The sequence below is a fragment of the Burkholderia sp. MSMB1072 genome, from assembly GCF_001524725.1.
GTDB lineage: Bacteria > Pseudomonadota > Gammaproteobacteria > Burkholderiales > Burkholderiaceae > Burkholderia.
The window spans coordinates 28,969-42,149 of the sequence record NZ_LOYC01000038.1; the positions used below are offsets into that span (position 1 = coordinate 28,969).

7 protein-coding genes are annotated in these 13,181 nt (G+C 66.9%); 6 read left to right on the forward strand and 1 reads right to left on the reverse strand.

Going from position 1 to position 13,181, the window contains the following annotated elements; genetic code table 11:
* Positions 1–52: 52 nt before the first annotated feature.
* The 6 genes from WS89_RS20930 (at position 53) to WS89_RS20955 (ending at position 12,205) form a co-directional block, all read left to right on the forward strand.
* Positions 53–4,414, forward strand: coding sequence for a thioester reductase domain-containing protein (locus WS89_RS20930; protein WP_082741927.1), 4,362 nt, complete (start codon positions 53–55; stop codon positions 4,412–4,414).
* A gap of 528 nt (positions 4,415–4,942) precedes the next feature.
* On the forward strand, positions 4,943–5,713 hold the full coding sequence (locus WS89_RS20935; protein ID WP_059793178.1) for a hypothetical protein: 771 nt from the start codon (positions 4,943–4,945) through the stop codon (positions 5,711–5,713).
* 420 nt (positions 5,714–6,133) lie between these two features.
* On the forward strand, positions 6,134–7,384 hold the full coding sequence (locus tag WS89_RS20940; protein WP_059793180.1) for a metallophosphoesterase family protein: 1,251 nt from the start codon (positions 6,134–6,136) through the stop codon (positions 7,382–7,384).
* Positions 7,385–7,387: 3 nt separating this feature from the next.
* Positions 7,388–10,858, forward strand: a complete 3,471-nt coding sequence (locus tag WS89_RS20945; RefSeq protein WP_059793183.1) for an ATP-binding protein — start codon at positions 7,388–7,390, stop codon at positions 10,856–10,858.
* A gap of 135 nt (positions 10,859–10,993) precedes the next feature.
* Positions 10,994–11,518, forward strand: a complete 525-nt coding sequence (locus WS89_RS20950; RefSeq protein ID WP_027786250.1) for an HD domain-containing protein — start codon at positions 10,994–10,996, stop codon at positions 11,516–11,518.
* Between the two features lie 9 nt (positions 11,519–11,527).
* Entirely contained in the window at positions 11,528–12,205 is a 678-nt protein-coding gene (locus WS89_RS20955) for a DUF429 domain-containing protein (protein WP_059503468.1), read from the forward strand.
* Between the two features lie 152 nt (positions 12,206–12,357).
* Here the strand turns inward: WS89_RS20955 and WS89_RS20960 are convergent, their stop codons facing one another.
* On the reverse strand, positions 12,358–12,795 hold the full coding sequence (locus WS89_RS20960) for an ATPase (protein WP_257128195.1): 438 nt from the start codon (positions 12,793–12,795) through the stop codon (positions 12,358–12,360).
* Between the last annotated feature and the right edge of the window lie 386 nt (positions 12,796–13,181).

The following is a 13,181-nucleotide window of genomic DNA, read 5'->3' on the forward strand; positions in this document are numbered from 1 at the left end:
GCGGCGCGCGATAGCGCGCGTTCGTCGAGCATGACCGCACCAGGAATCCAGGATGACCCGAAACGTCGACACCATTTACCCGCTTACGCCTCTGCAGCGAGGCATGCTTCACCATTCGCGACTCGACCCGGCCTCCGGCATCTACGTCGAGCAATTTTCCTGCGTGTTGCACGGCCCGCTGGACCTCGAGCGATTCCGCGGCGCGTGGGAAGCGGTCGTGCATCGCCACGACACACTCAAGACGCTGTTCATTCGCCTGCATGAAGAGAATCCGTTGCAGGTCGTCCGGCATACGGTCGGATTGCCGTTCGAGATGATCGACTGGCGTGATCGAGCGGCCGACGAGCAAGCCGATCGATTCGAACACCTGCTGGCGAGCGACCGCGCACGTGGCTTCGATTTCAGCGTCGCGCCGCTGATGCGCGTCACGCTGATTCAGCTCTGTCACGAACGGCATCGGTTCCTCTGGACCTATCACCACGCGATCCTCGACGGCTGGTCGATGCCGTTGCTGCTCGGCGAGGTTTTCCAGCGCTATTCCCGTCCGGATGCGCCGTTTCCTGCCATCGCGCGGGACTATCGCGACTACGTTGCGTGGCTGCGCACACGCAATGGCGACAGTTCGCTCGACTATTGGCGCGATCTGTTGCGCGGCTATCGCAGGCCGGCAGGATTCGCGCCGTCGGTATTCCCTTCGCCGGCAAACGGTGCCGCAGGCGGCGCCGAGCCGCGTCGCACGCTGTCGGTTCGGGCCGACACGATGCCGGCCGGATGGATGGAGGCGGCTGGCCGCGCATGCCGCGTCGCCCGGGTGACGCTCAACACGCTTTGTCAGGGCGCGTGGGCGATGCTGCTTGCGCGCTACGCCGGTTGCAACGACGTCGTCGGCGGCATCGTCATATCGGGGCGTGCCGCAGAGGTGGACGGTATCGAACGCATGGCCGGTCTGTTCATCAACACGCTGCCGTGGCGTGCGACGCTCGACGGCGAGCTCGATACGGCCGACTGGTTGCGACGCTTGCAAGCCGATACGCAACGGTTGGAACAGCATGCGCACAGCGCACTCGCGGACGTATTGAAATGCAGCGAAGTGCCGCGCCAGCAATCGCTCTTCGAGACGCTTTACGTATTCGAGAACTATCCGGGCCGGGATGCGTTCGACCGGCTCGCGGCGAGTTGCGGGTGGCGGATCGACGACCCGCGCGCCGTCGAGGAAACGAGTTATGCGTTGACGCTGATCGTATTGCCCACGGATACGCTGACGATTCAGTTGACCTACGACACGGCCCGATTCGACACGGCGTTTATCGAGCGCATGGCGTTGCAATACCGCAGACTCCTGGAAGTCCTGGTCGACGCGACCCCGCGAAAAGTGTGCGATTTGGTGCTCGATGCGCGATCGTCGGCGGGTACCGGTGCGACGCTCGACGCGTCTGCATCCGCGTCGATTGGCGACGCGACGTTGTCGGCGCATATCGCCGCGCATGCCGCTCGCACGCCGGATCGAATTGCCTTTTCCCGACTGGACGGGCGCGAGTCGCCGGACAGCGCGCACGGCGTCACCTATGGAACGATTGCCGATCGCGTGCAGCGTGCTGTTCGCCAATGGCGGCGTTTCGGCTATCGGCCGGGCGAGCGTGTACTGATTGCATGCGATGACCCCGTCTCGGGGCTGGTGTTGCTGCTGTCCGGCCTGACGTATGGCATCGATTGCGTGATGACCGACCCGAATCTGCCGTCGTCCGCGTTCGATGCGATCGTCGATGGCGGTTGGTCGCCGGAGCCGCTGCGAAGCTGCGTGACGACTGCGCAGCATACGCCGTTGACCGGCGTCATGTGTTACGTATTCGACGAGCGGGATCCGATGTACGGGCAAATCGGCGGTGCGCTCGACGATCGTTCGGACCCGGTGCAGGGTGCCTGTTCGTTGCTGCGGCGCGATGTCGACGGTGATTGGCGCGTCATGCGCTATACCCACGCCCAGCTCGTCGAAGCCGCGCGCGCGTTCGGAGCGACGGTACCGGCCGGCGCATCGCGGGATGTTGCGCTGGGCGACGGGCCGCTGTCGCATACGGCGTTGTGGACGGTACTGGGCGCACTGAGTGCCGGACTGTCGCTGCACCAGATCGCGAGCGCCGGCGATCCTGCGTTTCTGCGGCGAGCGGCGGCTCCGAATGCGCACTGGAACGGTATCGTCCTGAGTCCGGAAGCGACGCGTCATATCGTCCGCGCCTCCTCGATGCTGTCGGCCGGCGCGCTTCGCACCGACTGGGTCATGGCCGATGCACGCTCGTTGACGCGTGAGGACGCAGAGAGACTCGCCGAGCTCGCACCCGGCGCGAAGCGCTTTCGGCGATTGTGCTGGCCTGCATGGTCGCTCCCGCATGCGGTTTCGTCGGCCGATGAATTCGATCGCGTCGAATCGGGCGTGGTATCGGCAAACGGATCCGTGTTCGTCGCCGACACCCATCTGAACCCGGCGGGTGGGGATGCACTCGGTACGCTCGTCGTGTCGGGGCATTCGGTGCCCGATCTGATGTTGCGCAACGGCGAGCCGGACCGGGACAGCCTGACCGTCACGCGCAACGGTACGTGGTTGCGTACGACGCTGGACGCGTGGCACACGGAGCATGGCTGTCATATGTGGCTGCCCGACCGACGCGCGTGTTCCGAAGAGACGACGGCGGACTGGCTCGATTTCGAGGCCGACGTTGCACGGCAGGCGGGTGTCGATGAGGTCGCGCTCGTGGAGCGGATCGCGGAAAACGGACAATGGGACCATGCGCTGTTCCATCAGGACGCGACGGCCGACGCCGCGGACATCGTGCGCCGACTGGCCGGGCAGCGCGGCATGCCGGCACTGTCCGCCGGCGCAATTGTCGCGCTCGCTGCGCTGCCGCGTTCCGCGAAAGGAAGGATTGATCGCGTCCGGCTGCTTTCCGGTGACGTCGAGGTTCGCCAGCATGATCGTCATGCGGCGCCTCGCGACATCGTCGAAACGGCGATCCACGACATCTGGTGCGTGTTGCTCAAGCAGCCACGCATCGGCATTCACGATAATTACTTCGATCTCGGCGGCGATTCGCTGCAAGCGACCGTGATGCTGTATCAGATCGGCGAGCGGCTTCAGCACCCGATCGACATGGAAACGCTGCTGGCCGCGCCGACGATCGCCGGCCTGGCCGCCAGTATCGCGAATGGCGATGTGCATCGCGATACGCCGGCCGTCGATTTGTCGGGTGAAGCGCGGCTCGACCCGGCAATCGAGACACGGCAACCGTATGTGTTGCGACCGTATCGCACGGTATTGCTCACGGGCGCGACGGGTTTCCTCGGCGTGCACCTGCTTCATACGCTGCTCGCGACGACCGACGCACGCGTGATGTGCGTGGTCCGCGCCGACGATCCGGCCGCCGGCGTACGACGTATCGAGGCCGCGATGCAGTCGCATGGCTTGTGGGACGCGCAGCACCGCGATCGGATCGTGGCCGTGCCGGGCGATCTTGGCGAACCGAACCTGGGCTTGTCGGCGGCTGCATTCGACGCGCTCGCGCGTGAAATCGATGCGATCTACCACAACGGCGCGCTGGTCAACTTCGTTTATCCGTACGCGACGCTGAAGCAGGTCAACGTGCTCGCGACTCAGGACATCGTCAGACTGGCGAGCCAGCATCGAGTGACGCCGATTCACTACGTGTCCACGGTCGGTACGCTCGACCGTTATTCGGATGCGTTGCCGGAAACGCTCGCGGTGCCGTTCCACGAACACCTGACGAGCGGCTATGAACAAAGCAAATGGGTCGCCGAGCAGTTGCTCGCGCAGGCGCACGCGCGCGGCGTTCCCGTCACCGTCTATCGTCCGGCGCGGATCGTCGGGCATGCCGCGAGCGGGCGGATGAACCTGGACGATCTGTTCTGTCGATTGATCAAGGGCATCATCCTGTTCGGGAAGGCGCCGCGCGACGTCGGTTTCGACAACATCCTGCCCGTCGACGTCGTCAGCCGGATCATCGTACGCGCGTCGCTCGACCCGACTGCCGCGGGGCATGGCGTGCATGTGATCAACCCGCGCTGGAACTCGCTGGATGCGCTCGTCGATTTCATCGAAGACGAAGGCTTCGCGATCGAACGGATGAGCTACGACGCGTGGCTCGCGGCATTGGCGGAACATGTCCGGCAGGATCCGGCGCATCCGCTTTCGATGCTGATTCCGGTACTCAAAAAATTGAATCCCGTTGCGGATCCGACGGTCGGGCGCATTCTTCCGATCGACGTCACCCAGTTGAAGCGGCTCGCGGGTGACGTGCTCGCATCGAGTCTGCGTCCAGCCAACGACTGGTTGCGCACGTTTTTCGATTATTTCTACGAAGACGGTTTTCTCGAGCAACCGCATGAAAGGCTGGTCACCGCATGAGCCGCGGTTCGCCCGTGCGACCGAGCGCGAGACGATGATCTGAAGTCGGCGTCGTCGGGGCGCGACGACCGGCCCCATCGAATAGTCGATGCCCGGGAAGGCGGGGCCGCCGTCGTCCCGGTTCCCGCATTGCCCGAAAGCGATGCGTTGCCGTCTTGCATGTCGGGCGGGTCGAGCCGGCATCGAAACGGTGTCTGCCGACCGCGTTCTCGGATCGCGAGCGGTTGAAGTGCCTTCGACGGTGCCGTGCGCAGGGTCGCCTGGCAGCAACGCTTGCATCGGTGAAAAAATAGCTCCAACGAACATCACCGAGGTGCCGCGCTCGATCATTCCGGGATCGAGGGGCGACCCTGCCCAATGCCCGCGCATCATGCTTAAATAACGGGGCTCCCGACCGCCGACCGCTGCGATGGCACCGCCGGCCGGCATGGGCGGGCATGTCCGATCGATACCCGTGACGACAGACGATACAAAAGTGCCGATCCGGCCTGCCCGGCGCGATCCGACAACATTCCGAGGCATCACGTCATGACCCTTGTGTTCCGTCTTCTCGCGCTCGCCTGCGCGCTCTGGCTGGCCGCCTGTGCGGCGCCGCCCCCGCCGCCTCCCGGTACCGCCGCGCCCGCCCCCGCACCGGACGCCAGCGAGCGCCGCGGGCTCGGCACCGCGTGGGGCGAGTCGGTGCGATCCGAAACCCGGCAGGTCGAATTCGAACGTGCTGATCCGACGTCGCCGACGGATCTCGCGTCGGTTTATTACAACGACGTGCTGCCCAGCCATCTTCCCGCGCCGCAGGTGCGCCGGCTGCCGACCCGCGTCGTACTTGCGAACGGCGGCATCGCGCTGTCGTTTACCGACGAGAAGGGCGCGCCGCTGCGTCTCGCGCGCCGCGAAGGCCGCTGGCACATGGCGGGCGTCGAGGGTTCGCGCTACATGATCGTGTTGCGCAACCAGGGGCGGCGCGCGTTCGAAGTCGTGTCGACGGTCGACGGGCTCGACGTGCGGTCGGGGCGGCCGGGCAGCTATGCGAACGGCGGCTACGTGTTGTATCCGGGCCGCACGCTGACGATCGAGGGCTTCCGCAAGAGCCGCGACGAAGTCGCCGCGTTCCGTTTCGCGGCCGTGCCGGACTGCTATGTCGCGAACTCGAAGTACGGCGATGCCGCGAACGTCGGCGTGATCGGCGTCGCGCTGTTCGCGCAGAAGGAGAGCGACGAGGACGTGTTGCGCCACAACGCGAATCCGTTTCCCGGCAACGATAGCGGCTATGCGCCGCCGCCGGTCCCGCGCGGCGACTGAGCGCATCGCGCGCACGCGGGGCAATCCTGTGCGCTTTCCTGCTGCCCGTTCGGCGCCGTTCCCGTTTCGTTTCGCTCGAAACATGGTCCGGAGCGCAACCGCGCGACCGGACGATCGCGCGGCCTCTTTTCCTGCGCTGCCCGTTCTTCAGCGGCGCGGTATCGCTGTCGCCCGCTCCTGCTGCGGCACAATGTCGGTTCGCATCGGTATCGCATGCTTTCCCGCCATCCGCACCGACGGAGAACGCATGTCGTCATCCGCTTTCAGGTACCATCCCGACCCGCTTGCAGCGGGCAGCGCGACCCGGTCCGACGCATGTCGCAAGTGCGGTGGCAAGCCCGGCGGCTCCCGGGACGACGCTTGACGGCACGGGCCCGCGCGAGCGACGTCGCCCCTTCGTCATGAAACAGAGGAACCTTCGTGAAGTTCATCCACGCGGCAGACATTCACCTTGACAGCCCGTTGCACGGCCTGAGCGCCTATCCCGACGCGCCGGCCGCGCAGTTGCGCAACGCGTCGCGCGAGGCGCTGCGGCAACTCGTGGATCGTGCGATCGAAGAGGAAGTCGCGTTCCTCGTGATCGCAGGCGACCTGTACGACGGCGACTGGAAGGATCACAACACGGGCATCTTCTTCGGCCAGCAGATGGGCCGCCTGCGCAAGGCCGGCATCCGCGCGTTCGTGCTCGGCGGCAATCACGATGCCGAAAGCGAGATGACCAAGAAGCTGACGCTGCCCGACAACGTCACCGTGTTCGGCCACCGCAAGCCGGAAACCTTCAGGCTGCCGGAATTCGACGTCGCGCTGCACGGGCAGAGCTTCAAGGACAAGGCCGTCGTCGACAATCTCGCGATCGGCTATCCGGATCCGGTGCCCGGCTATTACAACATCGGTGTGCTGCACACGGCGCTCGAAGGGTATGCGGCGCATGCGAACTACGCACCGTGCACGCTGGCCGAACTGCACGCGAAAGGCTACGACTACTGGGCCCTCGGCCACGTGCACGAATTCCAGCAATGGACGGGCGCGTCCACCGTCGTGTTTCCCGGCAACCTGCAGGGGCGCCATATCCGCGAGACGGGCCGGCGCGGCGCGGTACTCGTGACGGTCGAGCAAGGCAAGACACAGGTCGAGCGCCTGTATCTCGACGTGCTGCGCTGGGAAGCCGTATCGGTCGATGCGTCCGATTGCGAGTCGGTTGCGGATCTGTCGAGAAAGATCGGTCAGTCGCTGGAGGCGCTGTTGACCGTCGACGGCCACGTGCCGCGCGCGGTGCGCGTCACCGTCACCGGGCGCACGCCCGCGCACGGTCTCTTTTTCGGCCGCGCGCCGCAGTTGCGTGCGGAGGTGCTGAACCAGATCGGCATCATCGGCAACGAGCGGCTGTGGCTCGAGAAGGTCCGGCTCGCGACGTCCGCCGCCGATCGGCAGCCGGGCGAAAGCGAACCGCTCGAGGCGCTGGAGGATCTGAAGCAGATTCTGGCCGACGCCGCGCGCGATCCGGATTTCCTCGCGCTGCTCGAACGCGACCTGAAGCCGTTCGTCGGCAAGGTCCGCAGCGACGTGAAGGAGGACGTGCCGTTGCTGACGATGGCGCGTGCGGGCGAGCTGACGGCGCTGGTCGAGCAGGTCGGGCCCGCGTTGCTGGCACGGCTGGCGAGGGGGGAGTAAGCGATGCGCATCGGCCAGCTCGATCTGATCAAGTACGGCAAGTTCACCGACGAGACGCTGCGTTTCCCGTCGGCCCGCGAGGATTTCCATGTGATCGTCGGGCCGAACGAGGCCGGCAAGTCGACGATCCGCACGGCCGTGTCCGAGTTGCTGTTCGGCATGAAGCTGCAGACGCCGCTCGATTTCCTGCACAGCACGCCCGAGTTGCGGATCGGCGGCGTGCTGGAGAGCGGCACGGGCGAGCTCGCGTTCCACCGTGCGCGCGGGCGCAGTTCGTTGCGCACGCCGGCCGACGACAAGCTGCCCGACGACTATCTGACGGCGATCCTCGACGGCGCGACGCGCGAATTTTTCGAGCAGATGTTCGGGCTCGATCACGGGCGGCTGGTCGATGGCGGTCGCAGCATTCTCGACGCATCGGACAAGCTCGGCCAGGTGCTGTTCGAATCGGCTGCCGGCGTCGGCAGCCTCGGGCGGGTGCGCGAGGAACTCGACGCGCGTGCGCTCGAATTGTGGGCGCCGCGTCGTAGCGGCAGCGCATTTACGCTGGCCGAAACGGCGTTCAACGAAGCCGTGACCGAGCTGAAGACGGTCCAGGTGCGCACGCGCGACTGGGTCGATCGCAAGGATGCGCGCGAAGCGGTCGAGCAGCAGATCGAGCAGGCGCGTGCGGAGCAACGCCGGCTCGAAGCGCTGCGCTCGAAGCTCGAACGCGTGCGACGGCTCGCGCCGTACCTGAAGGAGCTGACGGTCAAGGACGCCGCGCTGGCCGAACTGGGCGCGGTCGTCGAGTTGCCGCCGACCGCGTATGCGGATCTGCTGAAAGCGCAGGGCGATCTCGCGGCCGAGCAGAAGGTGCTCGAGGAGCGACGCGCCGACCTGCTCGCGAAGCGGCAGGCGCGCGAGGCGATCGTCGCGGATGCCGACACGCTGGCGCTCGAAGCCGATATCGAGGCGCTCGATCGGCTGCGCGGCGCATGCATGAATCACACGCAGGATCTGCTGCTGCTCGGCGCGGACGTCGAGCGGCATCTGTCCGCCGCGTTGTCGGCGGCCGCGCAGCTCGGCTGGCCGACGGACGAAGCGTCGCTGCGCGCCGCGTTGCCGACGGCGCTGTCGCTGAAGACCGTCGCGAACCTGCTGCGCGAACATGGCGCGCTGCACCAGGCGCTTGCCGGTGCGCGCGAATCGCTCGACGAACGCACGCGCGAACTGACGCAGGTCCGGGAACAACAGGCGCGCCTGTCGACCGTCGACGTGCCGGAAGCATTGCGCGCGGCGTTGGCCGATGCGCAGGGCTTTCGCAACAGCGGCCCGCGCGAGCAGGCGCTGGCGCACGAAATCGCGGCCGCCGAACGCACGCTGTCCGGCGCGCTCGACGCGCTCGGCCAGTGGCGCATGCCGGTCGATGCGCTGCGTGCGCTCGACGTGCCGTCGGCGGCGCGGCTCGGCGCGTTGCTCAAGGAAGACAGCGAGCGTGCCAGTGCGGCCGCCGCCGCGCGCGAGGCGCGCGACGGTGCGCTCGAAGAGCTCGAACGCCTCGAACTGCAAGAAAAGCATTTCGCGGAGAACCACAAGGTCGTCACGACCGCCGACGTGCTGGCGGCGCGTGCGCGTCGCGATGGCGCGTGGGGCGATATCCGCAACGGCGCCGTCGATCTCGCCACGGGCGCACCGGCGCTCGACGACGCGATTCGCCTCGCCGACGAGCTCGTCGATGCGCAACTCGGCGCGACCCAGGCCGCCGCGACGCTGCAATCCTTGCGTCAGCAGGTCGAATCCGCGCGTGCGGGCGTGACGCGCCGGCAGGCCGCGCTGGACGAACGTGAGCGCGAGCTCGCCGCACATCGCGACGCCTGGGCCGCGCTCGCGACGGCGGCCGCGGTGCCCGGCATGCCGCTGGCGGCGATGGGGGACTGGCTCGTGAAGCGCGACACGGTATTCGCCGCCCAGGTCGATCTCGATCGTCAGCGTCGCGAATTCGACGCGATGTGCGCTGCCCGCGCCGGCGCCGAAGCCGCACTGCGTGCGGCGCTGCTGACGGTATCGCGGGGCGGCGAATCGGACGGGCTGGCCGCGCTCGTTGCCGTTGCAGAGACGTTCGTGCAGTCGGCCGAGAAGGCGGCTGCACAGAAGGACAGCCTCGACGATCGCGCGCGGGAAGCCGAACGCGGATGCGCGATCGCACAGTCGCGGGTCGGCCATGCGCAAGCGGCTTACGACGCGTGGCAAGCGCAATGGCGCGACGCGCTGGCCGACGCGAAACTGTCCGCGAGCGCGACGACGCTGGCCGCGGCGGAAGGTGCGCTCGGGCTCGCGAATACGGTGACGGCCGAACTGGCCGATGCCGACGCGCCGCGCAACCGGATCGCCGCGATCCGCGCGGAGCTGGCCGCGCTCGAGGCCGGCGCGAGGCGGCTCGCCGAAGCGCTCGCGCCGGAGTGGCTGGCGAGCGGCGACTGGCCGGACGTGGCGCGCCGGCTGACGATGCGCCTCGCGGCCGCCCGGGAAATCGCGCGCGCGATCGAGCGTGCCGACGAGGCCGTGCGGCAGGCCGACGGCAAGGTTGCGGACGCGGCTGCCGCGGTGGCCGGCGCCGATGCGCGCATCCAGCCGCTGTTGCAACTGGCCGGCGTCGCATCGATCGACGCGGCGCTGCCGCTGGCCGAGCGCTCGGATCGTCAGCGCCAGCTTCGACAGGCGGTCGATGCCGCGCACGAGGCGCTGGTGCGAGACGGAGACGGGCTTTCCCGGTCCGCCGTCGAGGCCGAGGTGGCGGAACAGGACATTGCCGACGTGCCGGCGCATCTCGAAGCGGTGAAGCAATCGCTGGGCGATATCGGCAAGCGGTTGAACGAGCTGGCGCAGCAGCAGGTCGTGGCCGATCAGGCATTCGGCGCAATCGACGGCCAGGCGAACGCGGCCGTCGCCGAGTCGAAACGGCAAGAGGCGCTTGCGGCGATGGGCGATGCGGCCGAACAGTATCTGGAAGCGGCCACGGCGAGCCGCTTGCTGAAGTGGGCGACGGATCGCTACCGCGACCAGAAGCAGGGGCCGATGCTGCGGCGCGCGGGCGAGATTTTCGCCGGACTCACGCTGGGCGAATTCGCGAAGCTGACCGTCGATACCGAACGGACGCCGCCCGCGCTGTATGCACGGCGTACCAGGGGAACGTCGGTCGAGGTCGCCGGGCTGAGCGAAGGGACGCGCGATCAGTTGTTCCTCGCGCTGCGGATCGCGGCGCTGGAGTTGCAGCTCGGCAGCCGCACGGCGCTGCCGTTCGTCGCCGACGACCTGTTCATCAATTTCGACGACGCGCGCGCGAAGGCGGGGCTCGATGCGCTGCGCGATCTGTCGACGCGCACCCAGGTGCTGTTTTTGACGCACCACGACCACCTGCTGCCGCTCGTGAAGGACGTCTTCGGCGCGCGGGTCAACGTGGTCGAGTTGCAGCGCGCGCCGGCCGGCGCGTGATGCGGCGCGTGACGCGGCGGAGTACGCCGGGGTGCCGGCGCACGGGAAGGGTCATCGCGTACAGGTAGTATGAGCGGTTCCGAAACGCACGCGGCCGGTTCGGCGGTCGCGGGTCTGGCCACACGAGGGGTGAATATGAAGAAGCTGGTAGCCGCGATTGCGTTCGCGGCGGACAAGCATCGCAATCAACGGCGCAAGGACGAAGAGGCGTCGCCGTACATCAATCATCCGATCGCGCTCGCCGACGTGCTGGCCAACGAGGCCGGCGTCGAGGACGAACGCGTGATCGTCGCGGCCGTGTTGCACGATACGGTCGAGGATACGGAGACGACCGAGCAGGAGTTGCTGCGGCTGTTCGGCAAGGACGTGGCGGACATCGTGATGGAAGTTACCGACGACAAGTCGTTGCCGAAGGACGAGCGCAAGCGTCTGCAAGTCGAGCACGCGGCCACCATCAGCCGGCGCGCGAAGCTCGTGAAGCTGGCCGACAAGATCTGCAACCTGCGCGACATCGCCCGGCATCCGCCTGCGGACTGGCCGCTCGAACGCAAGCAGGCGTATTTCGACTGGGCGAAGTCGGTCGTCGACCCGATGCGCGGTGTCCATCCAGGTCTCGAGGCGATCTTCGACACCGCGTACGCCGCACGGCCGGCTGACTGAGGCACGCACATGCGATCGGCCCGATCCGCCGCGCAAGAACCGGCCGCCGTGGCGGGTGTCGATGTCGGCGGCGACAGGAAGCTGTGCGATCTCGTGATCCTGCGTGGCTCGACGGTCGTCTGCCGGGAAGCGCGGATCGCGCCCGAATCGCTGCCTTCACTATGTCTCGCCCATGACGTCGTGGCCATTGGCGTCGACGCACCGAGCCTGTGGTGGGCGGGAAGCGGCCGCCGCGCGGCCGAACAGGCGCTCGCGCGTGAACGGATCTCGTGCTTCCCGACGCCGTCGCGCGAGCAGGCCATCGCGAGCACGTCGGGCTTCTTCGACTGGATGTTCATGGGAGAGCGCGTCTACCGCGCGCTCGCGGACGCTTATCCGTTGCTGACCGACGCGCGTTATGCGGGCGGACGTGCGAGCTTCGAGACCTATCCATATGCGATTACCTGCGCGATGCTGGGCAAGGCCGTGGCGTCGGCGAAGCAGAAGCGCAATCAGCGCCGGCAATTGCTGGAGCGGTTGGGAATCGACGTATCGATGCTGCGCTCCGTCGATGCGCGAGACGCGACCCTGTGCGCGTTGACGGCGCAGTACGTGATCGACGGGAACGCGCATGCGTATGGCGATGCGGCGGGCGGATACATCCGTGTGCCGATGATGAGCGAGACGATCGTGCTGGATTCGCCGTAGGAGCGATGTCCGGCTCTGCGCGTGGTGGCGGTTGCAGGGTGGCCGCTTCGGGTGGGGAGGAGGCGGCCGGCGCGGGGACGAAGATTGTCAGCTAGCGGTTGTCGTCGGATACGACGCGAGGCCGGTGCACCGCGCGATTCGAGGAAGCCTGTTCAATCCTCGAGGATGGATTTCGGCACGCTGGACAGGTCACAGGCCTGTGCATGCTCGAAGTATCTGTCCGCATCGTCGATCATCACGACCGCGACGTCGATCAGCTCGTCCAGGCGTTGCAGCAGCGATTCCCGCCACTCGATGTCTTCATCGCGCTCGGGCGCCTTGTCCAACTGCTCGATGATCGAGTCGGCCGTCTGCAGGAATGGAATCGCCTGCTGATAATTTTCGATCGAGACCAGCGCCGCATTGCGCGCGCCGACGAGCCGCTCGCGATGCGCGTCCGCCAGTTCGGATTCGCCGCTGATGCGCGGCAGCATATCCGAGATGCGTTGCAGAAGCGGCGGGACCTGTTCTTCCAGCCGGATCGCGCGTTCGCGCAGGGCGGCATATTCGTCGCGAAGGTCGGTGTCGCCGGGTTGAGTCGTGCTGTCCATCATCGATATGAATGCGTGGTTCGGTCGCGGCATGATACTCGACCGCGTCAGGTTCCTTGCGCGTTCCGCGTCCACCTGTAATACAGGGGGAAGACGTGCTCGTCATATTTTTGGAGCTTGGCACGCGTTGCGATTTACGGCTCGTCGAACCCAAAGCCCCCGTGCGCGATAGCGCACGGGGGCTTTTTCAAACTTTCTTCACAAAAGGCTTGCACGGACGGGGGCGGATGCATAGAATCACGCCTCTTTCGCGCTAACGGAAACGCAGCGCGGGAGGAAGGGAAGCGGTGCTGTTGGGGTTCGGAGTAACGAGCCCGACGGCGCAGGAAGATGGCCCCGCAGTCGCAACGATGTCGTGCAGAAAGTTGTTGACGCGCTGCGAAACA

Coding starts and splice junctions, on each gene's coding strand:
- WS89_RS20960 (WP_257128195.1), bottom strand. CDS start 12,795: ATGGACAGCACGACTCAACCCGGCGACACCGACCTTCGCGACGAATAT.
- WS89_RS20935 (WP_059793178.1), top strand. CDS start 4,943: ATGACCCTTGTGTTCCGTCTTCTCGCGCTCGCCTGCGCGCTCTGGCTG.
- WS89_RS20950 (WP_027786250.1), top strand. CDS start 10,994: ATGAAGAAGCTGGTAGCCGCGATTGCGTTCGCGGCGGACAAGCATCGC.
- WS89_RS20955 (WP_059503468.1), top strand. CDS start 11,528: ATGCGATCGGCCCGATCCGCCGCGCAAGAACCGGCCGCCGTGGCGGGT.
- WS89_RS20945 (WP_059793183.1), top strand. CDS start 7,388: ATGCGCATCGGCCAGCTCGATCTGATCAAGTACGGCAAGTTCACCGAC.
- WS89_RS20930 (WP_082741927.1), top strand. CDS start 53: ATGACCCGAAACGTCGACACCATTTACCCGCTTACGCCTCTGCAGCGA.